26 protein-coding genes are annotated in these 25,974 nt (G+C 60.8%); 11 read left to right on the top strand and 15 right to left on the bottom strand.

Going from position 1 to position 25,974, the window contains the following annotated elements:
• The first annotated feature begins 12 nt into the window (after positions 1 to 12).
• The 3 genes from surE to QNI81_RS04960 all read left to right on the top strand — a co-directional run bounded on the left by surE (position 13) and on the right by QNI81_RS04960 (position 2,793).
• Entirely contained in the window at positions 13 to 795 is a 783-nt protein-coding gene (gene surE, locus QNI81_RS04970; protein WP_005665157.1) for a 5'/3'-nucleotidase SurE, read from the top strand.
• A complete protein-coding gene (locus tag QNI81_RS04965) occupies positions 792 to 1,439 on the top strand; it encodes a protein-L-isoaspartate(D-aspartate) O-methyltransferase (RefSeq protein WP_005665154.1) in 648 nt (215 codons plus the stop codon). Before surE ends, QNI81_RS04965 begins: the two co-directional genes overlap by 4 nt.
• A gap of 130 nt (positions 1,440 to 1,569) precedes the next feature.
• Positions 1,570 to 2,793 carry a peptidoglycan DD-metalloendopeptidase family protein gene (locus QNI81_RS04960; protein WP_283967567.1) on the top strand — a complete coding sequence of 408 codons (1,224 nt, stop codon included), beginning with the start codon at positions 1,570 to 1,572 and terminating at the stop codon, positions 2,791 to 2,793.
• Positions 2,794 to 3,073: 280 nt separating this feature from the next.
• Here QNI81_RS04960 and QNI81_RS04955 read toward each other — a convergent pair whose 3' ends face one another.
• From QNI81_RS04955 to QNI81_RS04940, 4 genes are all read right to left on the bottom strand, one after another.
• Complete coding sequence (locus QNI81_RS04955; RefSeq protein ID WP_065328923.1) at positions 3,074 to 3,916, bottom strand: ATP-binding protein; 843 nt, start codon at positions 3,914 to 3,916, stop codon at positions 3,074 to 3,076.
• A gap of 222 nt (positions 3,917 to 4,138) precedes the next feature.
• The gene (gene tatC, locus QNI81_RS04950) at positions 4,139 to 5,029 is read right to left on the bottom strand and encodes a twin-arginine translocase subunit TatC (protein ID WP_283967566.1); all 891 of its coding nucleotides are present in this window, start codon (positions 5,027 to 5,029) and stop codon (positions 4,139 to 4,141) included.
• Entirely contained in the window at positions 5,026 to 5,514 is a 489-nt protein-coding gene (tatB, locus tag QNI81_RS04945; RefSeq protein ID WP_005673016.1) for a Sec-independent protein translocase protein TatB, read from the bottom strand. The genes tatC and tatB overlap by 4 nt, the downstream gene beginning before the upstream one ends.
• 7 nt (positions 5,515 to 5,521) lie before the next feature.
• The gene (locus tag QNI81_RS04940; RefSeq protein WP_005673018.1) at positions 5,522 to 5,737 is read right to left on the bottom strand and encodes a twin-arginine translocase TatA/TatE family subunit; all 216 of its coding nucleotides are present in this window, start codon (positions 5,735 to 5,737) and stop codon (positions 5,522 to 5,524) included.
• A gap of 246 nt (positions 5,738 to 5,983) precedes the next feature.
• Here QNI81_RS04940 and QNI81_RS04935 point away from each other — a divergent pair, with 246 nt between their 5' ends.
• Complete coding sequence (locus QNI81_RS04935) at positions 5,984 to 6,307, top strand: hypothetical protein (protein ID WP_283967565.1); 324 nt, start codon at positions 5,984 to 5,986, stop codon at positions 6,305 to 6,307.
• Positions 6,308 to 6,340: 33 nt separating this feature from the next.
• Positions 6,341 to 7,030, top strand: a complete 690-nt coding sequence (locus tag QNI81_RS04930) for a helix-turn-helix transcriptional regulator (protein ID WP_283967863.1) — start codon at positions 6,341 to 6,343, stop codon at positions 7,028 to 7,030.
• A 3-nt stretch (positions 7,031 to 7,033) separates the two neighbouring features.
• On the opposite strand, the gene QNI81_RS04925 is transcribed toward QNI81_RS04930, so the two are convergent.
• The 4 genes from QNI81_RS04925 to QNI81_RS04910 form a co-directional block, all read right to left on the bottom strand.
• Entirely contained in the window at positions 7,034 to 7,885 is an 852-nt protein-coding gene (locus QNI81_RS04925) for a GNAT family N-acetyltransferase (protein ID WP_283967564.1), read from the bottom strand.
• A 41-nt stretch (positions 7,886 to 7,926) separates the two neighbouring features.
• On the bottom strand, positions 7,927 to 9,018 hold the full coding sequence (locus tag QNI81_RS04920; RefSeq protein ID WP_502999392.1) for an ABC transporter ATP-binding protein: 1,092 nt from the start codon (positions 9,016 to 9,018) through the stop codon (positions 7,927 to 7,929).
• Positions 9,019 to 9,121: 103 nt separating this feature from the next.
• Entirely contained in the window at positions 9,122 to 10,240 is a 1,119-nt protein-coding gene (locus tag QNI81_RS04915; protein ID WP_283967563.1) for a YhaZ family DNA alkylation repair protein, read from the bottom strand.
• A 4-nt stretch (positions 10,241 to 10,244) separates the two neighbouring features.
• The gene (locus QNI81_RS04910) at positions 10,245 to 11,024 is read right to left on the bottom strand and encodes an SDR family oxidoreductase (RefSeq protein ID WP_110364162.1); all 780 of its coding nucleotides are present in this window, start codon (positions 11,022 to 11,024) and stop codon (positions 10,245 to 10,247) included.
• 203 nt (positions 11,025 to 11,227) lie between these two features.
• On the opposite strand from QNI81_RS04910, the gene QNI81_RS04905 reads away from it, so the two are divergent.
• The gene (locus QNI81_RS04905) at positions 11,228 to 12,244 is read left to right on the top strand and encodes a Hint domain-containing protein (protein WP_283967562.1); all 1,017 of its coding nucleotides are present in this window, start codon (positions 11,228 to 11,230) and stop codon (positions 12,242 to 12,244) included.
• A gap of 73 nt (positions 12,245 to 12,317) precedes the next feature.
• Here QNI81_RS04905 and QNI81_RS04900 read toward each other — a convergent pair whose 3' ends face one another.
• Positions 12,318 to 12,698: a hypothetical protein gene (locus QNI81_RS04900; protein ID WP_046002017.1), complete on the bottom strand. Its 381-nt coding sequence runs from the start codon at positions 12,696 to 12,698 to the stop codon at positions 12,318 to 12,320.
• A gap of 4 nt (positions 12,699 to 12,702) precedes the next feature.
• Positions 12,703 to 12,996 carry an ElaB/YgaM/YqjD family protein gene (locus QNI81_RS04895; RefSeq protein ID WP_283967561.1) on the bottom strand — a complete coding sequence of 98 codons (294 nt, stop codon included), beginning with the start codon at positions 12,994 to 12,996 and terminating at the stop codon, positions 12,703 to 12,705.
• 335 nt (positions 12,997 to 13,331) lie between these two features.
• Between QNI81_RS04895 and QNI81_RS04890 the strand changes: the two genes are divergently transcribed.
• The 4 genes from QNI81_RS04890 (at position 13,332) to QNI81_RS04875 (ending at position 17,981) form a co-directional block, all read left to right on the top strand.
• On the top strand, positions 13,332 to 14,939 hold the full coding sequence (locus tag QNI81_RS04890; RefSeq protein WP_283967560.1) for a peptide chain release factor 3: 1,608 nt from the start codon (positions 13,332 to 13,334) through the stop codon (positions 14,937 to 14,939).
• A gap of 55 nt (positions 14,940 to 14,994) precedes the next feature.
• Positions 14,995 to 15,945, top strand: coding sequence for a glycosyltransferase family 2 protein (locus QNI81_RS04885; RefSeq protein ID WP_283967559.1), 951 nt, complete (start codon positions 14,995 to 14,997; stop codon positions 15,943 to 15,945).
• A gap of 197 nt (positions 15,946 to 16,142) precedes the next feature.
• The gene (locus QNI81_RS04880; RefSeq protein ID WP_283967558.1) at positions 16,143 to 17,615 is read left to right on the top strand and encodes a DEAD/DEAH box helicase; all 1,473 of its coding nucleotides are present in this window, start codon (positions 16,143 to 16,145) and stop codon (positions 17,613 to 17,615) included.
• Positions 17,616 to 17,807: 192 nt separating this feature from the next.
• The gene (locus QNI81_RS04875; RefSeq protein WP_009176519.1) at positions 17,808 to 17,981 is read left to right on the top strand and encodes an RSP_7527 family protein; all 174 of its coding nucleotides are present in this window, start codon (positions 17,808 to 17,810) and stop codon (positions 17,979 to 17,981) included.
• A 225-nt stretch (positions 17,982 to 18,206) separates the two neighbouring features.
• Here the strand turns inward: QNI81_RS04875 and QNI81_RS04870 are convergent, their stop codons facing one another.
• The 5 genes from QNI81_RS04870 to QNI81_RS04850 all read right to left on the bottom strand — a co-directional run bounded on the left by QNI81_RS04870 (position 18,207) and on the right by QNI81_RS04850 (position 24,645).
• Positions 18,207 to 19,583 carry a TRAP transporter large permease gene (locus QNI81_RS04870; RefSeq protein ID WP_005634554.1) on the bottom strand — a complete coding sequence of 459 codons (1,377 nt, stop codon included), beginning with the start codon at positions 19,581 to 19,583 and terminating at the stop codon, positions 18,207 to 18,209.
• Positions 19,583 to 20,260 (bottom strand): TRAP transporter small permease, encoded by a 678-nt coding sequence (locus tag QNI81_RS04865; protein ID WP_009176906.1) that lies wholly within the window; start codon positions 20,258 to 20,260, stop codon positions 19,583 to 19,585. The genes QNI81_RS04870 and QNI81_RS04865 overlap by 1 nt, the downstream gene beginning before the upstream one ends.
• Positions 20,261 to 20,393: 133 nt before the next feature.
• A complete protein-coding gene (locus tag QNI81_RS04860) occupies positions 20,394 to 21,398 on the bottom strand; it encodes a DctP family TRAP transporter solute-binding subunit (RefSeq protein WP_009176572.1) in 1,005 nt (334 codons plus the stop codon).
• Positions 21,399 to 21,643: 245 nt separating this feature from the next.
• Positions 21,644 to 22,897 (bottom strand): sigma-54-dependent transcriptional regulator, encoded by a 1,254-nt coding sequence (locus QNI81_RS04855; RefSeq protein ID WP_283967557.1) that lies wholly within the window; start codon positions 22,895 to 22,897, stop codon positions 21,644 to 21,646.
• Complete coding sequence (locus QNI81_RS04850; protein WP_283967556.1) at positions 22,894 to 24,645, bottom strand: sensor histidine kinase; 1,752 nt, start codon at positions 24,643 to 24,645, stop codon at positions 22,894 to 22,896. Before QNI81_RS04850 ends, QNI81_RS04855 begins: the two co-directional genes overlap by 4 nt.
• A 61-nt stretch (positions 24,646 to 24,706) precedes the next feature.
• Between QNI81_RS04850 and QNI81_RS04845 the strand changes: the two genes are divergently transcribed.
• Complete coding sequence (locus tag QNI81_RS04845) at positions 24,707 to 25,894, top strand: cytochrome P450 (protein WP_283967555.1); 1,188 nt, start codon at positions 24,707 to 24,709, stop codon at positions 25,892 to 25,894.
• Positions 25,895 to 25,974 lie beyond the last annotated feature (80 nt).

Below are 25,974 nucleotides of genomic sequence, written 5' to 3'. Positions count from 1 at the left end.
TAAGGGGTCACAATGCGCATTCTGGTCACCAACGACGACGGCATCAGCGCACCGGGACTGGCCGTTCTGGAACAGATCGCCGCTGAACTCGCAGGCCCGGATGGCGAGGTCTGGACCGTTGCCCCCGCCTTTGAGCAATCTGGCGTTGGTCACTGCATCAGCTACACCCACCCCTCGATCCTGTCCGAACTCGGGCCGCGTCGCTTTGCTGCCGAGGGCTCGCCTGCCGATTGCGTGCTGGCCGCACTGCATGTGGTGATGAAAGACAATTTGCCGGATCTGATCCTCTCAGGCGTAAACCGGGGCAATAACTCCGCCGAAAACGCGCTTTATTCCGGCACATTGGGTGGCGCGATGGAGGGTGCTCTTCAGGGTGTGCCCGCAATGGCGCTCTCGCAGTATTTCGGCAGTGGCAACCGCAATCTGGACACCCCGTTTGAAGCGGCACGCCAGCACGGGGCCGCTGTGGTGCGCAAACTGCTCGCCGCTCAGCCCCAGAGCACCGACGCCTACCGGCTGTTTTACAACATCAATTTCCCCCCTGTCGCAGCAGCGGATGTCAAAGGGATCAAGGTCACCACTCAGGGCTGCCGCGAAGGCAAGCGGTTCTCCGCAGAAGAGCAATTCTCCCCGAATGGCAAACGTTTCATCTGGGTGAAAGGCGGTGATCAGCAAATCTCGACCGCGCCGGGAACCGATGCGGCGGCCAATCTGGAGGGTTTCATCTCTGTCACTCCGATGCGTGCCGACCTCACTGCCCATGACGCGCTGGAGGCCTTGAAGGCAATCGAATGAGCGGCCCCGACGCGCAAACCAAGATGCAGTTTCTCTTTGCTCTGCGCTCGCGCGGGGTCACCGAAGGGCCAGTACTCGAGGCCATGGAGGCCGTCGACCGTGGCCTGTTCCTGCGCGGCATTTTCTCGGAACGCGCCTATGAGGACGTGCCGCTGCCGATTGCCTGCGGCCAGACGATTTCCCAGCCCTCGGTTGTTGGCTTGATGACACAGGCGCTGCAGGTCAATGCGCGTGATACTGTGCTCGAAGTGGGCACTGGTTCTGGCTATCAGGCTGCAGTGCTCGCCAAACTCGCACGTCGCGTCTACACGGTGGACCGCCACGGGCGGCTGGTGCGCGAGGCCCGGCAGGTGTTTCAGAAAATGGGCCTGTCAAATATCACCTCAATGGTCGGCGATGGCAGCTTTGGGATGCCCGATCAGGCTCCGTTTGATCGAATCATTGTGACCGCCGCCGCCGAAGACCCCCCCGGACCGCTGCTTGCTCAATTGAAGGTTGGCGGTATCATGGTGGTGCCGGTGGGGCAGTCCGATGCTGTTCAGACGCTGATCCGCGTCCGAAAGACGGAAAATGGGCTGGAATATGACGAATTGCGCCCGGTGCGCTTTGTTCCGTTGCTGGAAGGGCTTGGAAAAGACACCTGAGCTGTCCTATTCCGTGGTCAGCCCCGTTGTGCGGTGGCGCCACGCTCGGTTCAGGCCCGGGCCAGATACTTCGCCGCTGCCGTCAAAGTCTCCGCCATAACGGGGACGCCATTCGAGGAGAGCAAGAGATATGACCCGCCCCAGCAAGGTCTTCCGCCCGATCCCCCTGCGCCCCGCAGCTCTGTTGCCGCTGGTTTTGGTGGCCGCGGCCTGTACTGAACCATTGGATTATGACCTGCGCGGTCAACTCGGCGCGTTCAACACCTCCAAAGCGGCCCAGACCGCCACCGAGAACCGACCTGCGCCAGACAGCCGTGGCCTGATCACCTACCCCTCATATCAGGTGGCCGTCGCGCGCAATGGCGACACCGTCGCCGATCTGGCGGGCCGGATCGGACTTCCTGCGGTCGAGGTTGCGCGCTTTAACGGCGTGGAAACCACAGATCCCCTGCGCAAAGGCGAGGTGCTGGTGCTGCCACGCCGCGCGCCAGAAACTTCGGCACGTGGCGGCAACGCGGCCCCCGGCGGCGTTGATATCGCCTCTCTGGCAGGCAGCGCCATCGACAGCGCCCCGTCTACATCGCCCAACCCCGGATCTGTCACCACGACGACGCTGCAGAACACTCCTGCAAAACCCGCACCGGCTCGCGTGCAGGATGGCCCGGAGCCCGTGCGCCACAAGGTCACCCGCGGCGAGACAGCCTATACCATTGCCCGCCTCTATCAGATCCCGGTGAAATCACTGGCGGAATGGAACGGGCTTGGCAGCGATTTTGCCATCCGCGAAGGTCAATATCTGCTGATCCCGCTCAAAGATCCCAAGGCACCGCCGCCTAAGGTCGAGACGCAAGAAACCGTGACCGCGCCCGGTCAGGGCAGCTCAACACCCACACCACCAAGCGCCACGCAGCCGTTGCCGGATGAGAAAGTCAAACCTGCAGCACAAGCCCGCGCAGAACCCGCCCCGACGGTAAAAGTCGAAGAGCCAACTCGCGCTTCACAGGCGGCAATGGCCTATCCGGTCACCGGCAAGATCATTCGCGCCTATTCCAAGGGTAAGAATGATGGCATCGACATTTCAGCGGCACCGGGCAGCGCTGTAAAGGCCGCCGCCGCAGGCACAGTTGCGGCCATCACCGCGGACTCCAACAAAGTGCCGATCATCGTGATCCGTCACGACCGCAATCTGTTGTCTGTCTATGCCAATGTGGATGGCATCAAGATCAAGAAGGGCGACCGCGTGAACCGCGGCCAGACCATCGCAAGTCTGCGCAGCAGCGCGGAAGAGGCCTATGTTCACTTCGAGGTGCGCGACGGCTTCGAAAGCGTCGATCCCCTGCCTTATCTGCAGTAACACCTCCCAACACGGCATACATGGCGAGATGCGCCCGCGCCGGACCGTCAGGTCCGGCGCCCGGCCCAACGGGAGTGGGGCGCTCTGCGCCCCAGCGACGGGCGGGAGCCTCCTCCTTCTAGCCTATTCCATCAGCCTGAAATTCTCTCAGGTAACTCTGCTATGCTTGCCTTGATCAAGGCAGCACTACCGCCCGTTTCCATCGCCGCGAAGCGGCGATCAAAACCGTTGGGCCCGGCGCCGCGCCCCTGACGGGCCGCGGCGGATACCCACACCGATGTCAGCGCAGCGCCACACCCTTACGCCCTGCCAGATCGGTGAAGAACTGCCACGCCACCCGGCCCGATCGTGCACCGCGCGTCGCCTGCCACTCCACCGCCTCGGCCCGCAATGTCTCGGCGTCGACCTCGACGCCATAGGCGGCACAATAGCCCTCAATCATCGCGAGATAAGCGTCCTGATTGCAGGGATGGAACCCAAGCCAAAGACCAAAACGATCCGAGAGCGAGACTTTTTCCTCTACCGCCTCGGAGGGGTTGATCGCCGAGGAGCGCTCATTTTCGATCATGTCGCGGGGCATCAGGTGGCGGCGGTTGGAGGTGGCGTAGAACACCACATTCTCAGGCCGACCCTCGATCCCGCCGTCCAGCACCGCTTTGAGACTCTTGTAGTGCTGGTCGTCATGGCTGAACGACAGATCATCGCAAAACAGGATGAACCGGTAAGGCGCGCCGCGCAGATGGTTCAGCAGGCGCGCCACCGAGGGGAGATCCTCGCGTTGCAGTTCCACCAGCTTCAGATCGGGATGCGCGGCTGTCAGCGCGCCGTGGATGGCCTTCACCAGCGAGGATTTCCCCATGCCGCGCGCGCCCCACAACAGCGCATTATTGGCCGCGTGACCTGCTGCAAAACGGCGGGTGTTTTCCAACAGCGTGTCGCGCGAGCGATCAATCCCCACCAGGAGATCCAGCTCCACGCGGTTGATCTCAGGCACCGGTTCCAAACGATCCGGGCCAACATGCCAGACGAACCCAGAAGCCGCCGCAAAATCCGGTGTCGCCAGCGGGGCGGGCGCCATGCGCTCCAGCGCGTCTGCAATGCGGCTAAGTGTGTTGTCGTCCATGCCTTCCTCCACGTCTGAGTGCGGCCATGACAAAGCACGATTGCCCCCGCGCAACAAGAGCGCACAAACCTGCCCGCAATATTCGCGCGCAAGACATGCATTCACGCGCAGCCACATGCACGCGCCATCCTGCAAAGACAGGGTCGAATAGGGAACCGAACATGGAAAAAAGGCGCGCCTCAAAAAGCGCGCCTCCTTCATTCATATCAGCTGTTTTCGTGCCTACTCGCCGTCCAGTTCATCATCGTAGAACCCTTCAGCACGCAGTTGTTCTTCGCGCTTTTTCTCGACACGGGCGACGAGGAAGATCGACACCTCGTAAAGCCCGTAGACCACCGTGAAGAGGATGATCTGGGTGATGACATCCGGCGGTGTGACCAGCGCGGCCAGAACCAGAATGGCCACCACGGCATATTTGCGCATGGCCCCGAGCCCTTCGGCACTCACCAGACCGGCCTTACCCATCAGCGTCAAAAGCACAGGCAACTGGAAGCACAGGCCAAAGGCCATGATGAATTTGAGCGTGATATCAAGGCTCTCGTTCACCTTGCCGAAGAAGGTGATCTTCACCCCTTCCGAGGTTTCCGGCACCACTGCCACATCCACGGGCACATCGCTTCCGGTGGCCTGCGACAACAGGCCCGCAAAAATCGAACTCACATCGGCAAAGCCCAGAAAGAACTGCATCGCCAGCGGGGTCACCACAAATTGCGCAAAGCTCGCGCCCAGCAGGAACATGAAGGGCGAAGCGATCAGGAACGGCAAAAACGCGCCCTTTTCGCTCTTGTAGAGCCCCGGTGCCACGAACCGCCACAGCTGAAAGCCGATCACCGGGAAGGACAGCGCAAAGCCGAACACCATGGAGATCCGGAACAGCGTGAACAGATATTCCTGCGGCGAGGTATATTGCAGCGTCGGGGAAGGATCGCCCAATTCGCGCAGGGTCTGCTCGATCGGGGATACAAGGAACTGCAAGATCGGCTCGGCCACCATAAAGGCCAGCACGATACCCACAGCAAAGGCAAGCACCGCCCGGATGAGGCGGCTGCGCAGTTCCGCCAGATGCTCGATCAGCGGCGCTGTGGAATCGTCTAGATCGTCTGTTTGGCTCATGCCTTGGTCTCACTGTCAGAAGACGGCGCGCCGCTTGATGTTGCTGCCAGTGCCGCCTCGGCCTCTTCTGCCTTGGCCATCGCCTCGGCGGCCTCCTTGGCCTTGCGCTCTGCCGCAGCCCGCGCGGTGGCGGCCTGTATCTTCTTAGCGCTTTCGGCCCGGTCGGCGGCCAGCTTGCCGGTCTCGCTGTCGGGGTCGAATTTCGTGGGATCGATGGAATCTGTCAGATCGCGTGTCGCTTGTTTGACACTGTCCATCGCCGATCCCATCGGATTCGTCGCTGTTTTAAAACTCTTCTGGATGTCACTGACGCCCGCCTCATCCGCCGCGTCTTCCATCGCGCGGCTGAATTCACGGGCCATGCCGCGGGCCTTGCCCACAAACCGGCCCACATTGCGGAACAACATGGGCAGATCCTTGGGCCCGACCACGATCAGGGCAACGACGCCAATGACCAGAAGCTCGGTCCAGCCAAGATCGAACATCTAGGAGTTACGCCTTGTCTTTGTCAGCTTCGGGAGTGACGTCGCGCGCTTGATCGGCGGCGTCGTCTTCCAGCTCTTTGCTGCCTTCGCTGATGCCTTTTTTGAAGGAGGTGATACCTTTGCCCACTTCGCCCATCAGCGAAGAGATCTTGCCGCGGCCAAAGAGAACCAGAACCACGACGGCGATGAGGAGAATGCCGGGAAGGCCGATGTTGTTGAGCATGGGTGTTGCCTTTCGTTATGCGGGGCGCGGGATCGGGCCACAGCCCGAAGCGCCGAAATAGGTTGTCCTGTCCTGAGTGATAGGCGCTGCACGCGCCGGAGCAAAGCGCAGGCTGGCAGATCGGAGCGCCCATTGCCCTCACATATACGGTTTTTTCAATCCGCCACCACTCAACTGACAGGTTTGTGTCAGTTGCCCTGCCTTAGGACAAGATCATCGAAACCGTCAAGACAAGGATGACGACAGATGACCAAGACCGTGGTGGAAGTGGTAACCTTCAAACTGAACCCGGGCGTCAGCGACGCGGACTATGTGGCTGCCACCCAAAAGACCGAGCGCTTCATCGGCAGTATGCGCGGCTTTATTGACCGGCGCCTGTCCAAAGGCGAGGACGGCACATGGATGGACTATGTGATCTGGGCCGATCTGGCGGCTGCGCAAGAGGCCAGCGCCAAGTTCCCGCAGGCCGACTGCACCGCCGATATCATGCGCATGATCGACCAGAGCAGCCTCGTGATGCGGCATGAGACACAGATGTGGACGATGCAACCGGCGCCTGCCATGGGTTGACCTTGAGGTGCGGCGCAGGTGAAAGATCTCTCCATGCGCCGCACCGACCGCCTCTTTGAGATTATCCAGATCCTGCGCGACGGGAAATTGCACCGGGCGCAGGACATTGCCGCACGGCTGGAGGTCTCTACCCGCACCATCTATCGCGATATGGACACGCTGGTGGCCTCGGGCGTGCCGGTCGAGGGCGAGCGCGGTGTCGGCTATCTGGTGCGCGAGGCGATCACCCTGCCACCGCTGACCCTGACCCCGTCCGAGCTGGAGGCGCTCAACCTCGGCATGGCGATCGTGGCCGAAGCCGCCGATCCGGAGCTGAAGGCCGCGGCAGAGAGCCTCGCGACCAAGGTCGACGCGGTGCTGCCCATTGAGACGGTGACAGAGGCGGATGCCTGGAAGTTCGCGGTCTACCCCTTTGCCGATGCGGCGCGCGGGTTTACGTGGATGCCGACGCTGCGGGCGGCGATCAAGGCCCGCCAGAAACTCGCCCTGCGCTATCGCCGCATTGACGAGACCCTGACCGAGCGGGTGATCCGCCCTTTGCATATGGAGTACTGGGGCCGGGTCTGGACCCTGACCGCATGGTGCGAGACGCGGGGGGATTTCCGGGTGTTCCGCGTCGATCTCATTGAAGGTGCCGAGGCGCTGCCGGAACTCTTCGTGGATGAGCCGGGCAAACGCTTGCAGGATTATCAAGCCTGCGAAGAGGCGCGGCATCGCACTTAGGGATCAGCCCAACTCAAAACTGGTCACGCCATAAATCAGATCCTGCGCCACTTCGGGCTTGCGCCCCCGATACATGCGCGCGGTTTCAAATACGGGCTGAAGGCCCAAATCCTGCGCCAGATCAACCGCTACCGTGTTGGGGTCCGACACATCGAGAAAAATCTCCTGATCTGCGGGCCAATCGCGCAGCAACCCGGCCAGAACCGCAAGCGCCGCCGCGCGAGAGGTCGCAACAAGGGGCGCAATCTTTGCCCCCGTCTGACAACGCCGGAGCGTGCCAAAAGCGCATATGCCACCCTCGTCATGTGCCGCGATGCTCACATGCCCCGGCGCGCACAGCCATTGCTGCCAGAAGTCCGGGCGCGCAGCCGGAAAGACCCGCGCATCAAGCGCTGCCACATCATCAGTCAGCCCCTCCAGCCACGTCAGCGTATAGGCGTCCGACACTTTGAGCGCGGCCTTGGGCACGCCGCCAAATCGAATATTGCGCCACGCCAGATCAAAGCCCGAGCGGCGGTAGTTGTCCTGCTGGTCCACCACCCCATCCAGACCAACGGTGCGTTGCCCGGCGTGCTCCAGCGCTCGCTGCCACAGGTCATAGCCATAGCCCTGCCCCCGATGGGCGGAATCTACGATGTAAAATCCAAGAAAAGCAAAAGCCTCACCATAGGTGACAACAGAGATGCAGGCGATCATTTCTCCGGCCAGAAAGCCGCCCCAAAAGCCGCTTGGGTCTTGCGCGGCAAAGCATGCAGCATCCTGCGGTCCGGGGTTCCAGCCCTCTCGCGCGGCCCATGCCACGGCGGTGTCGATTTCGCCCCGAGTGAGCGGTCGGATTTCATAGCTCTGCTGCATGGTGGCCTCCGGTTTCCTGATCCCACCATGACGGTCAAAAATCACCGTGGAAAGACGAAACACCGATCACGCGGAACTGTCAGCCACATCGCACGGCCTTCGGCGGGCAGGAACACATTGGGCACTGTCGCCTTCAGGATAGAGCCGTCAAAGTCCATGCGGAACTCCACAAGGCTCTCATTGCCCAAGAAACGCGCCCGCTGCACGATGCCACGTGCAGGCACCCCATCCCGCGTGGTCGCTTCGGGACCACGACCATTTCGATCAAAGTCGATGCGCAGATGCTGCGGGCGGAACACAATCTCTACATCGGTGCCATCCGGCACCCCTGGCGCAAGAAACTGACCAAACGGCGTTTCGGCCAGCGCGCCATTGACCTGCGCGGGCAGCGTGTTGACGTCAGAGAAAAACGCCACCGCCGCTTTATCGACGGGGCGGGTATAGACGTTGTAGGGCGCGCCCTGCTGCACAATGCGCCCATCCCGCATCAGGGCGATCTCATCCGCCATCCGCATGGCTTCTTCGGGCTCATGCGTGACCAGCAACACGGCTGTGTCTTCTTCTTTCAGAACGCTCAGCGTCTCATCACGGATGCCATCACGCAGACGGTTATCAAGCCCCGAGAATGGCTCGTCCATCAGCATGATCTTGGGGCGCGGGGCCAACGCACGCGCCAACGCCACCCGCTGCTGCTCCCCACCAGAGAGCTGATGCGGGTAGTCATCAATATACTGCGCCAGCGACACCCGATCCAACAGCTCATGCGCGCGGGCCCGTTTCTGGTCCTTGGGCCCTTTCAGACCAAAGGCGACATTGTCGCCAACGCTCAGATGCGGAAACAGAGCAAAGTCCTGAAACATCAGGCCAATTTCTCGCCGTTCTGGAGGCACCCGAAACAGCGTGTCGCAGATCAGCTTGCCATCGACATAGATCTCGCCCTCATCCTGCATCTCCACGCCCGCAATCATGCGCAGGGTGGTGGATTTCCCGCACCCCGAAGGGCCGAGCAGACAGGTCACCTGCCCCGGCAACACCGTGAGCGAGACATCATCCACCACCGCACGGCCCTCAAAGAAACGGCGGATGTTGCGGATTTCCAGCCGGGGCGTCACCTCGTGCCCTTCCGCCTGCATGGAGGGCAGTGCGGATTTGGTCATCTGCTCTGGCATGGTCTGGCCCTTTATGTCTGGATTGCTGGCAATCGGAGATTGCGCGCTGATATCAAGCTGCCCTGCCTCAGGCAAGGAACTCCACTTCACCACGCGCGCGGGGCTGGCCATTGACCATCAGCGTGACGCGATGAGCCCCCGGCATCAGCGTAAAGGTCGAAGCCTGCGCTTTGAGTGGATGGGATTTTTGCAGCGCAAGGCCATCTCCGCCCAGCGCACCGGTTTTCCATTTGAACACTTTGGTCGACGTCTTGCCGCCCGCACGCTGAAAGGTCAGCGCATAATCAACCAGTACCCGCGCGCCGTTTGCGCCTTTTAGCGTACAGCCCAGCATGAGCTTTTCACCGATACGCACGCGCGCTGGCAGATCCAGTTGCGCGGTCAACTCAAGATCGGGATCATAGCCCAACAGCCGCAGCGCCCGTGGATCCCCCGCCTTTACCAACCCGCGCAAGGCGTGAGAGGTGATCCAGTCCAGTTCTTTGGGCGCTTGTTTCCCCTGCCCTTGCCAATCGGTCAGCCGGTCGATGACGATCTGCGGATCTTTCTTGGCAATATCATTCAAATGGTTCGCCACAGACCGCGTGACAAAGCGGGTCGGATCCCCATGCAGCCGGTCCAAAATCGGCAATGGCGCGGTCAGCGGCAGGTTCACTGCCAGTCCCCATGGCAAGCGCGGCCGGGTACCCTCGCTGGCCAGACGACGCACATGATAATGCCCATGCGCTGCCCAGTCCGCCATGCGCGCCAGCACCTGATCCGGCCAGCGTTTCAACAGGGGCCGGATGGCAAACTCCATGGAGAACCGCTGCGTCAGGACCTCCAGCACATCCAGTGCAAGCGGCAGGTCATTGTCATCCTGCGTCAGGGCCGTCACCCACTCACCAAGGGGTGCAAAAATGAAATCGCCAAAATCATCGTCCCTCAGGCTCGGATCCAGCGGCGGCGGCAGAGCGGCGATGATCACCGGTGCCACGTTCTCCAAGGGGCCCGACACATGCTGCGACAGTTGCTCGGCAATCCAGTTGATGCGTTCCTTGAGTTCCAGATCAAGCAACCGCGCCATCACATCCGCCTCAAAGGCTTTTGCATCGAAACTCGGGGACGCCGCAGCAAAAAGCCCCGCCAGATAGCGGGTCTTTTCGATGTTAAATAGCTGATCCTTCAGCGAGAATGCCTCTGCCATCGGGTCAGATCGTCATATTGGTGGCACCACCGTCCAGCAGAATATTCTGCCCAACGATGAAACCTGCATGCTGTGAACACAAGAATGCGCAGGTCGCACCAAACTCCTGCCGCGTCCCATAGCGCCCGGTTGGGATTGTAGCGGCGCGCTGGTCGCGGGCTTCATCCATGCTGATGCCCTGTGCCTGCGCCACCCCGGTATCAAGCGAGATCGCCCGGTCGGTGGCATGAATGCCCGGCAGCAGATTGTTGATGGTCACACCCTTGCCAGCCACCTGCCGCGAGGTGCCCGCCACATAGCCCGTCAGCCCCGCGCGCGCGGAATTGGAAAGCCCCAGCGCCGCGATTGGCGCTTTTACCGACTGCGAGGTGATATTGACCACCCGGCCCCAGCCTGCGTCCATCATCTGCGGCAGCAGCGCTTTCATCAGCGCAATCGGGGTGAGCATATTGGCATCAATCGCCTTGATGAAATCTTCGCGGTCCCAATCGCTCCAGACGCCCGGAGGCGGACCGCCTGCGTTGGTGACAAGGATGTCGACACCTTTGGCGCGTTCGATCAGCTCTGCGCGCGCGCCCTCATCGGTCACATCACACGCAAGCGTATCCACACGCACCCCGAACCGGTCGCGAATGTCCTGAGCCGATGCTTCCAGCGCCTCAGAGCCGCGCGCATTCATCAACAGATCCACACCCGCCTGCGCCAATGCTTCTGCACAGCCCAGACCTAACCCTTTGCTCGATGCACATACCAATGCGCGCTTTCCGCGAATGCCCAGATCCATGAAACTCTCCCTGCTGCTGCGTGTTCCGGCGTGACCCTGCCAGCGCAGTGACGGGTTTTCCAGATGACAAACCGGGCACGGGCCAGAAATTTTCCCCTGAGTGCCCGTTTCTCGCCCAAGTGTGAACCTAGTCTTTACTACGCGGGGTGCAAAGTTGTTCCGCAATCGAGGCGCTCCCGACAGCCTCCTTAGACCGAAAGACAGTGATCGACGTGACAGACGACACCATCTCCCTCTACGCCCTCCCGGCCTATCCGGCGGAACAGTTCTGCGTGGATATAGGCGCCAATTCGGGCGATCCGGTTGGGTTGTTGGATGAGTTGGTGATGGATGACATCTACGAGCTGAGCAGCCCTGCAAGGCTGCAGCGGCTGGCATTCACCGTCTCCGCCGAGGGCGCAATTTCACTGCACTCCGACAGCGAGATGGGCCAGCCTGAGGCTGCGCTCTATCTGGATTGCGCCATCACCCTGATGCCCGATCTTGGCAGCGCGATCGAAGCCTTGATCGCGGTTGAGGTCGACAAGGCCGGAGTAATCACCGCAGTATATTTGATCCCGCAGGCGCCACTGTCTGTTGGAACAGGCTATCGCTTGGTCCGTGCGGATCGTGCCCGCGTCTGGGAACGACTTGCACAGCTCAGCTGTGTTGCGTTTTCACGCGGAACGCACATCACCATGGGCACCGGTGAGCAGCGCGCGATTGAAACCCTGCAACCCGGTGACCGGGTTCTGACCCGCAACAGCGGTGCGCGCACGATCACTTGGGTTGGGCAGACCACCGTGCGCGCCGTCGGCGAGATGGCCCCGGTCCTGATCCGGGAGGGTGCGCTTAACAATGCCCGTGACCTGCTGGTCAGCCCAGATCACCGGTTGATGATTTATCAGCGCTCGGATGTATTGGGCACCGGGCGTCACGAGTTGATGATACGCGCGCGGGATCTGGTCAATGGCGAGAGTGTCGTGGTGCAGGACGGCGGCTTTATCGATTACTACCAGATCCTGTTTGACCATCACCACATCATCTACGCCGAGGGAATCGCAGCTGAATCGATGCTGGTGGATGCGATCACGCGCCCGGCCCTGCCAGAGGATATTCAGCGCAAAGTTGCAACACCGCGCCGCCACGGCACACGCGGGGATCACGGGCTGGAAATTCGCCGCCCGCTGCTACAGCGCCCCGATGCGGTAGAATTGCTAAAACGCGCATCCCTGCGCTAAAGGTCGCGCCAACGCCATCAGCCCACCAGCACCATGCGTGCCCGGCTCCGAGTACTACAACAGCGCGGCCCCATCAGCTGCCGCGCTGTTGCATACGGGCAAAGCCCGCGCCCTCGTTCACACCATTCATAAAGGCCTCAGCCACGCTCGGTGCTGTTGCGGCATGACCGTTGGGATGCGCCACATGAGGTGAGCCAACCCGCGGCTCTGAACCATAGTCTTCGCGATCCTCACCAACCGCACCTTTGGCCAGCAGAAAGACCCCCGACAGGCCAAACCAGATACAGCCAAGAATAAGCGATGCCATCGCGTGCGACTGCCCGGACTGCAAAAGCGCCGCATAAAGCGCCGTCGTCGCAAACCCCGCGCCAATCGCCGCGCTCACCGCACAAAGTGCCGCGTAGCGCGCCCGGCGCACTCCGCGCCGGGCCTTGGATTTAATGAGCCTCAGCATCGCGTTAGCGACGATTGCTCAGATAACCCAGCGCGAAGCCAAGTCCGGCTGCAATTGCCGTTGCCGCAAGCGGTTGCGCGCGCACCGCGTCCTCGGCTTGGCGAGTCATCTGGGCAGCTCCATTCGCGACCGCTTGGCCCTGCTCGCGCGCAGTGTCGCGCGCCGCATCACGGGCTTTGCCCGCACGATCCTTGGCCAGATCGGAAACGGATTTGGTAAGCGCAGAAATGTCAGAACGCAGGACTTCCATCTGCGTTGCAATATCTTCGGTGGACGGTGCGGTTTGATCCTTCGGCATGGGAATGTCCTTTCCGGTTTTGTTTCGCGTTCGGACAGACAACGTGAGACCACGCAAATTGTTCCGCAAAATTCCCAAAAATCGCAGCCCCCTCCCAGCCTGCCTCTGTCGCCACGGTCCAGACCACAACGCCCCACATGATGCTGGGGAAGGCTCAGAACACCGATCCGGTGCTCTGAGCCTCGCCGGGCCGAATGGCCCGGCGCCCGGCCCAACCGGACGCGGGGTGCCCCAAAGGGGCGCAACGATGGATGGGCGGGAGATCTCCCGCGCTCCTTGAGCGATGACACCGCTTTTCCTTGCCTCATCCCCGCTTTCTGGCTAAGGCCAGCCTCATGTTGGACACCGCTCATAACCGCCCCGATCTGCCGCCGGAAATCGCGCGGCGCCGCACCTTTGCGATCATCTCGCACCCGGATGCGGGTAAAACCACCCTGACCGAGAAATTCCTCCTCTATGGTGGCGCCATCCAGATGGCCGGACAGGTGCGCGCCAAGGGCGAAGCACGGCGCACGCGCTCCGACTTCATGCAGATGGAAAAAGACCGCGGCATCTCCGTCTCGGCCTCGGCGATGTCCTTTGATTACGGCGATTTCCGCTACAACCTCGTCGACACCCCCGGCCACTCGGACTTTTCCGAGGACACCTACCGCACGCTTACGGCGGTGGATGCAGCCGTCATGGTGATCGACGGCGCCAAGGGCGTCGAGAGCCAGACCCAGAAGCTCTTTGAGGTTTGCCGCCTGCGCGATCTGCCGATCCTGACCTTCTGTAACAAGATGGACCGAGAAAGCCGCGACACCTTTGAAATCATTGACGAGATTCAGGAAAACCTCGCCATTGATGTGACGCCTGCCAGCTGGCCTATCGGTGTGGGGCGCGATTTCATCGGCTGTTACGACCTCTTGCGTGACCGGCTGGAGCTAATGGACCGCGCCGACCGCAACAAGGTTGCCGAGAGCATCTCGATCCAAGGACTCGATGATCCCAAACTGGCCGAACATGTGCCCGAGCACCTCTTGGAAAAGCTGCTCGAAGAGGTCGAAATGGCGCGCGAACTGCTGCCCAAACTCGACCCGCAGGCTGTACTTGAGGGGCATATGACCCCGATCTGGTTCGGCTCTGCGATCAATTCCTTTGGCGTGCGTGAGCTGATGGACGGCATTGGCCAATATGGCCCGGTGCCACAGATCCAATCCGCCGAACCCCGCCAAATCGCACCCGAAGAGAAAAAAGTCGCAGGCTTTGTCTTCAAGGTGCAGGCCAATATGGACCCCAAGCACCGGGACCGCGTGGCCTTTGTGCGACTGGCCTCCGGCCACTTCAAACGCGGCATGAAGCTCACCCATGTGCGCACCAAAAAACCGATGGCGATCTCCAACCCGGTGTTGTTCCTCGCCTCTGACCGCGAGCTTGCCGAAGAGGCCTGGGGCGGTGACATCATCGGCATCCCCAACCACGGCCAGCTGCGCATTGGCGACACGCTGACCGAGGGCGAGGCGCTGCGCGTCACAGGTATTCCGTCCTTTGCACCGGAACTGCTGCAAGGTGTGCGGGCGGGCGATCCGATGAAGGCCAAGCATCTGGAAAAAGCGCTGATGCAGTTCGCTGAGGAAGGCGCTGCCAAGGTGTTCAAACCCTCGATTGGCTCGGGCTTTATCGTCGGCGTCGTTGGCCAGTTGCAGTTCGAGGTGCTCGCCAGCCGGATCGAGATGGAATACGGCCTGCCGGTGCGTTTTGAGGCCTCGCAGTTCACCTCGGCGCGCTGGGTGCATGGCGATAAGGCGGCGGTGGACAAATTCACCAACGCCAACAAACAGCATATCGCTCATGATAACGATGGCGACGTGGTCTATCTGACCCGTTTGCAATGGGACATCGACCGGGTGGAACGGGATTATCCTGACTTGAAACTCTCCTCCACCAAGGAAATGATGGTCTGAGACGCGGGCACCCCTTACCGGGTGCCCGTTTTCGATCACGCAGGCAGGTGGACACATGAAAGATCCCGCAATTACGGGAAAATGGGGCCTCGTCGCCACCCTCAAGGCCGGCGCGCAGGAGATCCTGAACTTTGCCGCATGGCATCTGGAACAAGGTGCGCATCGCCTGTTTCTCTACCTGGATGCCCCCTGCCCCGCGGCGCTGCCACACCTTGAAAACCACCCACACATCCGGGTCACTGAAACCACGGAGGCCCATTGGCAAAAACGCCGGGGCCGTGTGCCGGTAAAACATCAGGTCCGCCAGAGCCTGAACGCCACCCGCGCCTATCGCCGTCAGGCCCGCGACCTGGATTGGCTGATCCATATCGACGTTGATGAGTTTTTGTGGTCCACCTCACCGATTGAAACACAACTCGCATCCCTCACAGACGACACCATCTGCGCCCGCGTGCGCCCGCTGGAGTTGCTCGCTGGCAGCAACGATCAATTCAAGGCGCGCGTGCCCCAGGGGTCAAACGCCAGCGCCACCAGCGCCCGGCTCTACCCCCGTTTCGGCGGCTACCTGAAAGGCGGCTTTGTCAGCCACATACAGGGCAAGGTCTTTGTGCGCTGTGGCCTGAGTGATGTGGAATTGCGCATTCACAATGTCTTTGTGGATGGCGTCGAAAACCCTGCCAAAACAGAGCTCGATGATATGGACCTATGCCATTTCCACGCGAGCGACTGGGAGCATTGGTTGAACCACTATCGCTACCGGCTGCAAAAAGGATCCTACCGGGCAGACCTGCGCCCCGCTCAGCCCCGCGAAACCGGCGGTGTCACCTTGCACGAATTGCTGTCCTCCTTGGAATCAGAAGAGGGCGAATCCGGCCTCAGGGCCTTTTTCGATGAAGTTTGCGCCGACAGCCCCGATTTGCGGCAAAAATTGACGGCAGAGGGACTTTTGCGCCAACGGAGCTTGCCACTTGCACAATTGCGGCGGAAACATTTCCCGGAATTCTGACGAACTGTTTCAGAAATACTGCAAATACCCCCAATCTCCAAAAGAACGCCGGCGGAATTTCGCGATCATTTGACCGTATCTCGCAATTTTGCTATGTGCCGCCACATCCGGGGACACCTGACTGCTCAGGCGTCCGACTGATACCGGGATAGAGACACACGCGCGGGCCAGGTCAGTGTCCGCAAAAACGGACGCATATGACAAAATTCACCGATCTGAACCTTAATCCGAAGGTCCTCAAAGCCATTGAGGAAGCAGGATATGAAAGCCCGACCCCGATTCAGGCAGGCGCGATTCCCGCCGCCCTAGAAGGACGCGATGTCCTCGGGATCGCTCAGACCGGCACCGGCAAGACCGCCTCCTTCACCCTGCCGATGATCACCCGCCTTGCCCGTGGCCGCGCCCGTGCGCGCATGCCGCGCTCGCTGGTGCTCTGCCCGACGCGCGAATTGGCCGCACAGGTGGCGGAGAACTTCGACACCTACGCCAAACACGTCAAGCTGACGAAGGCCCTGCTGATCGGCGGCGTCTCCTTCAAGGAACAGGATGCAGCCATCGACCGTGGCGTTGACGTGCTGATTGCCACACCGGGCCGCCTGCTGGACCATTTCGAGCGCGGCAAGCTGCTCTTGACCGGCATTGAAATCATGGTGGTGGATGAGGCCGACCGGATGCTCGATATGGGCTTTATTCCCGACATCGAACGCATCTTCTCGCTGACGCCCTTCACCCGCCAGACGCTGTTCTTCTCCGCCACCATGGCACCGGAGATCGAGCGCATCACCAATACGTTCCTCTCCGGCCCCGAACGGGTGGAGATCGCGCGGCAAGCGACCACCTCCGAGACGATCGAACAGGCGGTGGTGATGTTCAAAGCCTCCCGCAAGGATCGCGAAGGCAGCGAGAAACGCCGCGTTCTGCGCGAGCTGATCAATCAGGAAGGCGAGGCCGTCAAAAACGCCATCATCTTCTGCAATCGCAAAACCGACGTGGATATCGTCGCAAAATCGCTGAAGAAATACGGCTATGACGCGGCACCGATCCATGGCGATCTGGATCAGAGCCAGCGGACAAAAACGCTGGATGGCTTCCGTGACGGAACGCTCAAGATCCTCGTGGCCTCCGATGTGGCGGCGCGTGGTCTGGATGTCCCCTCCGTGAGCCATGTGTTCAACTTCGACGTACCCGGCCATGCGGAGGACTATGTGCACCGCATCGGGCGCACTGGTCGCGCCGGGCGCAACGGTAAAGCCATCACCCTGTGCAGCCCGCGCGATGAAAAGGCGCTGGATGCTGTCGAGGGTCTGGTTCAAAAAGAAATCACCCGTTTGGAAAACCCGGTAAAGCCGACGCCGCGCAAAACCGCGACCAAGGAAGACGCAACAAGCGATAAGCCCAAACCGGCCCGTCGCAGCCGCAGCAAAACCACCGCTGCCAAATCCGAAGAACCGCCGGTCGAAGCCGCTGCACAAACGCCTGAGCAGCAGCCACAGCAGGCGCAGGACAAACCCCAGCGTCAGGCCGAGAAACCCGCGGACGATACCAACAAATCCGGTAAATCCCGCTCTCGCGGACGCCGCGATGATCGCCGCGATGACAAGGTCGTGGGCATGGGTGACCATATGCCAAGCTTCATCGCGCTCAGCTTTGATGAGCGCCGCGCCAGCTGATCACCAACAGCTGCAGCCCAAGAAAAGAAACCGCCCTGCATCAGCACGGGCGGTTTTTTTCATGGCGAAACGATCCATCTCCCGGATGCCGCATTGCAGCAGAGGCATAGCGGGATTGCCAAGCTATGCGATGTGCAAAGCTGAGGGATACACTAGATGAAGGGCATCAAACGAAGACCCCAAGGTGAAGTTATGGACCTGAATTCAACCGCCCCGCTGCTCAGCGAAGAGATGAAAGACATCGAACTGCGCGCCCGCAAAATGCGCGCCGAGATGATGGGCGTCATCCTCTCCAGCATCGGCGCTGCACTGGTACGTGCGATCAAAGCACCTGCCCTGCTGCTGTCACGCCCGCGTACGGCTTAATAATTCTGGCCGCCGCGGCCTCCCTCCCGCGTCAGCCTGATGAAAAACGCCCGGACTTCACGGTCCGGGCGTTTTCTTTGCCAAAGCGCCGACCGCTCCCCTTCTTCTAACCGCAAATATCCTGGGGTGAATGCGCGTCAGCGCAGAGGGGCAACGCCCCTGCCGATAAAAATACGCCCGGAGAGGCAACTCTCCGGGCGCATCATTTCCCATCTATCAATCAGATCAGTTGGTTATAATCTCAGGCCCCATGATCATATTGGGCAGGAAGGTCGAGATCGCCGGGATATATGTCACCATAATCAGGAAAACAAAGAGCACCGCGAGGAACGGCAGCGCAGCCCGCACCACCGCCATCATCGGCATCCCCGCAACCCCGGAGGTCACAAAGAGGTTCAGCCCCACCGGCGGTGTAATCATCCCGATCTCCATGTTCACAACCATGATGATACCGAGGTGAATTGGGTCAATCCCCAGCTCAATGGCGATCGGGAACACCAAGGGCGCCACAATCACCAGAAGTCCCGATGGCTCCATGAACTGCCCGCCGATCAGCAGGATCACATTGACCACGATCAGGAACATCACGGGGCCAAACCCTGCAGAAAGCATCGCATTGGCGATATGCTGCGGCACCTGCTCGTCGGTCAGAACATGCTTCAGGATCAGCGCGTTGGCGATCACGAACAAAAGCGTCACGGTGAGCTTGCCAGCCTCAAACAGCGTGTGTTTGGTGTCGCTGTGGAAAAACGCGGTGATCAGCGCATAGGGCTTTTTCAACAGCGAGTCCTTGGGTTGCCCCTCTCCATTGGAAAGCGGCCCCATGTCCTTGTAAACAAAACACGCGATGAAGAAGGCGTAGACCGCTGCCACTGCAGCCGCTTCGGTCGGGGTGAAGATACCGCCGTAGATGCCGCCCAGAATGATCACGATCAGGAACAGACCCCAGCCTGCTTCACGTGCAGAGGCAAAGACCTCCCCCCAGCCGTTCCACTCGCCCTGCGGCAGGTTCTTGACCTTGGCCATCACATAGATTGTGACCATCAGCATGATGCCCGCCATCAGGCCCGGGATGACACCGGCAAGGAACATCCGCCCGACCGAGACCTCAACCGCTGCGGCGTAAACCACCATCACGATGGAAGGCGGGATCAGGATGCCGAGCGTACCTGCATTACAGATCACCCCGGCAGCGAATTCCTTGGAATAGCCCACCTGACGCATGCCCGCGATCACGATCGTCCCGATGGCCACCACGGTTGCTGGCGACGACCCGGACAGCGCTGCAAACAGCATACAGGCAAAGACGCCCGCAATCGCCAGACCGCCCGGCAAGTGACCGACACAGGCGATGGAGAAACGGATGATCCGCCGCGCCACGCCGCCTGTGGTCATAAAACTCGAAGCCAGAATAAAGAACGGAATTGCCAGCAGGGTGAAATGCCCTTCAAAGGCCTGAAACAGCGTCCCCGCAACCGAGCCCAGCGAGCTGTCGGAATAGATCAGCAGGAACACGGTGGACGACAGACCAAGAGCCACCGCAATCGGCACACCGATCAGCAGCAGTCCGATCACGAGGGTAAAGAGAAGAACCACTTCCATCAGTCATGCTCTCCTTGTTGAGCGCGAACCGCTTCGAGTTCGTCTTCGACTTCGTGACTTGCAACCAGACGGTCGGTCTGACCGCGCAGGATCTGAAATGCCGCCTGAACAAAGCGGATCACCAGCAACAGCATCGACAGCGGCAACACCAGATAAGGCACGACCTTTGGCAGTTTTTCGTAGGAATCGCCGTAGTTGATCAGATCCTCAAGAAAGCGCAGCGCACCGATCATCGGCACATCCTGAACCTCATAGAAACTCTGGCTCCGCGCTTTCAGATCCAGACCGGTCGGAAACCAGCGCCCGGAGGTTGGTGGCAGATCGGCAAAAACCGCCCAGTAGTCATAGGCACCTTTCAGCATCAGAAGCGAAAAGATAATGCAGGCCGCCGCCGCAATCAGACCCAGCGTACGACGCACGCCTTCGGGCAGCATGTTGATCACCGCATCAACGCCCAGATGGGCATGCACTTTGACCGCATAGGACGCGCCCAAAAGCACCAACCAGGCAAAGAGGAACACAGTGACCTCAAGCGCCCAGAGAATATTGGAATTGAAGACGTAGCGCGCAATCACGTTGGCAAAGGTGAGCAATGTCATTGCTCCGAGGATCAGCGCGATCAACGATTCCTCAAGTGTATGGATGAACCCGGACGGGCCGGTTCTTGCCCCCGACATCATTGTCTCTCCAGTTTTTGGGAAAATGGGTGCGAACACAGTCTCTGTGCCGCTCAGGTGTCAGAGCGCATTTTGCCTGCGCTCTGACCAGTATTTCAGATGATCGCGGCCCGCACGGGACCGCAGATCTGCCTTAGAAGCCCGCGTTGATGGACTGCGCCGCGTCGATCATGTCCTGACCCACGTCGCCTGCGAATTGCTCCCAGACGGGTTTCATCACATCGACCCACGCCTGACGCTGATCAGCGGAAAGCTCACGCACCACACCGCCTGCGGCGATAATAGACTCTTTGGCTTCGTTGTTCACACGGGTGGATTCGGCGTTCCGGGTTGCGGTGACCTCATGCATGATGGTCATGAACTGATCACGCACTTCGGGCTCAAGGCTGTCGAGCCAGTCAACGGAGGCCACAACCAGATAGTCGAGCACACCGTGGTTGGTTTCGGTGATACCGTCCTGAACCTCAAAGAACTTCTTGCCGTAGATGTTGGACCAGGTGTTTTCCTGACCGTCCACAACACCCTGCTGCAGCGCGCCATAGACTTCGGAGAAGGCCATTTTCTGCGGGCTGCCGCCGATCGCTTCCATCTGAGCAACCAGCACGTCAGAGGATTGCACGCGGAACTTCAGACCATTGGCATCTTCGGGCAGCAATAGCGGCTTGTTGGCCGACATCTGCTTCATGCCATTGTGCCAGTAGCCCAGACCTTGCAGACCACGGCGCTGCATGCTGTCGAGCATGGCCTGACCATTGTCGGAGGCTTGGAAGGCGTCGACCGCGTCGATGTTCTTGAACATGAACGGCAGATCAAAGAGGCGGAACTGTTTGGTGAATTTCTCAAACTTCGAGAGCGACGGTGCGGCCAGTTGCACGTCGCCTTGCAGCATCGCCTCAAGCACCTTGTTGTCGTCATAAAGCGTGGAGTTCGGATAGACGACCATGCACATGGTGCCGTTCATCTCTTCGTTCACGCGCTTTTCCAGCAGTGAGGCCGCGATCCCCTTGGGGTGCTTGTCGGTGTTGGTGACGTGGCTGAACTTTACGACGATTTCGCCGTCATCACAGGCTTCGGCTTGTGCGGCACCTGCGGTGACGCTCAGTGCCAGCGCGGTTGCGGCAGCAGTCAGAAACTTCATGGAGATCCTCCCTAAGAATCGATGTCTTCCTCTGACCCCGGATCGGACCCGAGGCTTGGGAGCTAGAATTGGCAAAGGCGGAGTTTCGCTCAAGTCGCGATTCGAGAATCACGACAAATTAACTATTTTCGCCTATTTTCAATAAGTTAACGCAAAGTATGAAGGCGCAAGTGATGCGCGCCTTGCCGGCCTGTGCGGGATTTCACACAGGGCTGTTGCGGGTTGTGCGAAAATCCGCACAAACGTTAGCGCCGATAGTCTTCTGGGCGAATCCCATAGCGGGCGAGCTTGTCGTAAAAGGTTTTGCGCGGCAGCTTCAGCGCTTCGGCAGCCGCAGCCGCCTTGCCGTTTTGCCGCCCCAAGGCCGCAATAAGCAGGGAGCGCTCCACCTGCGCCATCTGCTCTGCCAACCCCAGGTCGGCGGCTTTGGAGACCTCCTCGGGCATCCCCAGCACAAAGCGCATCGCGGCCGACATCAAGGACCGCGCATTGCCGGGCCAGTCCTGCGCCATCAGGCTGGCGAGGGTCTCGGGGCTGATTTCGGGCGCATCAATCCCGGCTTGCTCTGCCGCCTGCGACACGTAGTGACGAAACAGCACAGGGATATCGTCGCGCCGCTCGGCAAGCGACGGAATACGCACCCGCATCACATCAAGCCGGTAGTAGAGATCGGCGTTAAAGCTGCCCCCCGCGACCCTCTCTGACAGATCAACGGAAGAGCCACCGATGATGCGCGCATCGCTGCCCTGCTCCAGCCGCGCCAGCACCGCGTATTGCGTCTCTTGCGGCATGGCGGACAGCTCATCAAGGAACAGCGATCCTCCCTCGGCGCTGTGGCACAGCTCCTCAAAGGTTTCAGGCGTCAGCCCCGCCGCCGGACGTTTGACAAACGCACCCTGCCCGCGCCGCGACATCAGATGCACCACCTCGGCAACTTTGGGAATGCCACTGCCCGGCGCGCCACTCACCAGCACCTCTGCCTCGGTGACGGAGGCCGCGCGCACCCGCGCGCGCAACTCCTGCACCTGCGGCGAGGTGCCAAAGATCATCCGCGCCGCCGGGTCGCCCCGCTCCAGCTGCCGTTGCAGGCGGCGATTTTCCAGCACCAGAGCGCGGGTTTTCAGCGCCCGCTCCAGCACCGTCATCAACTTTGCCGTCTCACAGGGTTTCTCAAGGAAATCAAACGCGCCTTCGGACATGGCCCGCACTGCCATCGGGATGTCGCCCTCGCCCGTAAGCAGCACCACCGGCAGTTCCGCATCCACCTCCTGCGCATAGGCCAGAAGATGAAACCCATCGCGCCCCGGCATCCGCATATCCGACAGGATCACCCCGTCAAACTCTGGCGTGATGTGGTCCTTGGCCGCGACAAACGACCCTGCCGTCACCGCATCCAGATCCGCCAGTTCCAGCGTCTGGCCCAGCGCCTCACGCACGGCGGCGTCATCATCCACCAACAAGACTTTGCGGGTGGGCAGCGGTGACAAAGAGCGCGTCATGCGGCGGTTTCCTCTTTCCAGTAGTCCAGCTCAACCGTGAACAGGGCGCCATGTTCGGTGTTGGTGCCCCGGATGTTGCCGCCAAAGCTTTGCACCAGACCGTAGGAAATGGACAGCCCCAGCCCCATGCCCTCAGAGCTGCCCACCGCCTTGGTGGAGTAAAACGGCTCAAACACCTTTTCGGGCTGCTTCAGGCCGGGGCCGATGTCGCGCACAGTTACCGTAAGCCGCTCACCATCGTTGACGACAATCCGAACAAGGCGGTCGTCCTGTCCCATCATCGCATCCACCGCATTGTTGATCAGGTTCACAAACACCTGCGTCAGCCGTACCTCGCCGCCGCGCACCCAGATCGCGCCCGCCTCGGGGGGCCGCCAGTCAAGCGTCACGTCAAGGTCGCGCAGACGGGTTTCAGTCAGCTCCACCGCCGCAGTGATCACCTGCACCAGATCGACACGGCCCACCGGCTCGCTCTCGTTGCGGGCAAAAGCGCGCAGGTTCTTGATGATCCGAGCCATCCGCGCCGACATCTGCGCAATCCGCGTCAGGTTCTCACCCGCGCGCTCCGATTTGCCCCGCTCCAGAAAGGCCTGACCATTTTCGGCAAACTGCTGGATCGCCATCAGCGGCTGGTTCAACTCGTGGGAGATCCCTGCCGACATCTGCCCCAGTGCCGAAAGTTTATCGGCCTGCACCAATTCGGCCTGCGCCTGTTTCAGTGCCGCCTCTGCCTCCTTGCGTTCGCGCACCTCCCGGCGCAGCTGCACGTTGGCATCCGACAGGGCGCGCGTGCGGGTCTCAACCCGCACCTCCAGTTCGGCATTGGCCTTTGCCAGAGTGCGGCGGCGCTCTGCCACCCAGAACAGGATCGTGCCAAAGGCCAGACAGACCGCAGCCATCGCCATCGCCTGCAATGTGGCGATCCGCTGCGCCGGTGTTACATCCACCAGAATTTCGCCGCGCATCCCAATGGCAGGCAGATCAATGCCAAGATGCAGAGCCTGATTGGGCAAATAGGGACTCCAGCCCTGTTGCCAGATTTCATGTTCCCCCACATGACGCACCTTCAGCGGCAGATCGCCCCCATCGGCGGTCATAAGCCCGGTCTTGTCGTCATCCAGCTGCCAGAACAGCAGCTCAAACCGGTTCGACATAAAGACCCGGCCATCCTCGATGGTGAAATACACCGCCGGCAGCGAGCCGCGCCACGTCTGCTCGACCACCTCAATATCGGCCACCACCACCAATGTTCCGCGCACCCGCCCATCGGGGCCGTAATCAGGCGCCGCAAAGAAATAGGCGCGGCGTTTGCCACCGGGCAGCACCATCGGCTCTGCCCCCATAGCGCCTTGCATGGCGCGACGAAAATAGCGGTTTTGTGAGACATCCGCCCCCGCGACCCCTTCGGCTGCCGCCAGCACCTGCCCGCTGGCATCCGCATAAAACACATCAAGCGCGCCGGATTTATCGGCAAAGCGGCGCAGCAAATTTGTCGCCAACTCCCGCCCTGCTGCATTGTCCAGCGTCTGAAGCCCCGGATGCTCCACCACCAGCACCGCTTGTTCGCGAAAAATCTGCAATTGTGTGCTGACCCGATCAGAGGCCAGCGCCAGATCGGACGCGGTGCGCTCTCCTAGCGCCGTGAGCGCCTGCCGGTAGGCCGATGACCAAACCGCGACAGACAGCACCACGATGACCAGAACAACGCCTAAGATCAGGGCGAGACGGGGGTGACGTGTATCCAACATTGCGCCACAGTAGCAAAGCCCCCCTTGCCAAGGCCAGAGACCTCCGCAAAAAGCCATATACATGAAAACACTGACCCAATCCCCGACTGACCCAGATTTTGTCCAGGCCCCCTATCCCTTTTACGACGCTGCGCGCGCAGCTGGGAAACTCGGGTACTGGCAGGACTATAAAATGGTGGCCGCCTTTGGCCATGATGCAGTTCATATGCTGCTGCGCGACCGCCGCTTTGGCCGCGAAATCCCCGCCGAGATGGCCACCGAAGGCCCGGCCCATCTGGCGCCCTTTTTGCAAGTGGAAGCACATTCCTTGCTGGATGCGGAACCGCCCCGGCATACACGCCTGCGCAAACTGGTGCTGCGCGCCTTTACCAGCCGCGAGATCAAGGCGCTCGCACCGGGGCTGGAGACGCTGTGCCATGATCTGATTGATGCCTTTCCCAATGATGCGCCCTTTGATTTGCTGACCGCCTATTGCACGCAAGTGCCGGTGATCGCGATCTGTCGTCTGCTCGGCGTGCCAGAAGACATGGCCCCGAAGCTCCTGGACTGGTCGCACAAGATGGTGGCGATGTATCAGGCCTCCAAAACCATCGAGACCGAACATGCCGCCGCCAAGGCGAGCGAAGAGTTCATCGCCTTTCTCACCAACTATGTGGACGAGCGTCGCAAGACACCGGGTGATGATCTGATCACCCGCCTCATTCAGGCCGAAGAAGATGGCGAGAGCCTTTCCACGGATGAGCTGATCGGCACCTGCATCCTGCTGCTCAATGCCGGGCACGAGGCGACGGTGCATTCGCTCGGCAACGGGGTGAAGACGATGCTGGAACAGGGCTGGTCGCCAGAGTGGCTGGCCCCCGAGGGCATCAGCGGGCTGGTGGAGGAGATCCTGCGCTATGATCCGCCGCTGCATATGTTCACCCGCTACGCCTATGAGGAGGTCGAGATGCTCGGCCATACCTTCCAGCGCGGCGATTTGGTGGCGCTGATGCTGGCAGCGGCCAACCGCGACCCGGAGGCGCTGGCGCGCGCAGATCAGTTTGACCCGACCCGCCCCCCCAAGGTGAACAAGAGCTTTGGCGGCGGCTTGCATTTCTGTGTCGGCGCGCCGCTGGCGCGGTTGGAGATGGAGATTGCCCTGCCGATCCTGTTTGCGCGCTGCCCAAAACTGAAATTGGCAGAGGCACCGCAGTATTCCAACAGCTACCATTTCCACGGGCTGACCCGCCTTTGGGTCCAGCAAAGCTAACCTCAGTCGCGCGCATCTGCGTGAAAAAACCGGGCAGCCCTGCGATCCGCTACCCGGTTTTGCGGGGAAACTCTGCTTCA

It is taken from the genome of Tritonibacter sp. AK171 (assembly GCF_030127025.1).
GTDB classification, from domain to species: domain Bacteria; phylum Pseudomonadota; class Alphaproteobacteria; order Rhodobacterales; family Rhodobacteraceae; genus Epibacterium; species Epibacterium mobile.
The sequence above is the reverse complement of the archived record's forward strand: the minus strand, read 5'-3'. Positions and strand labels throughout refer to the sequence as shown.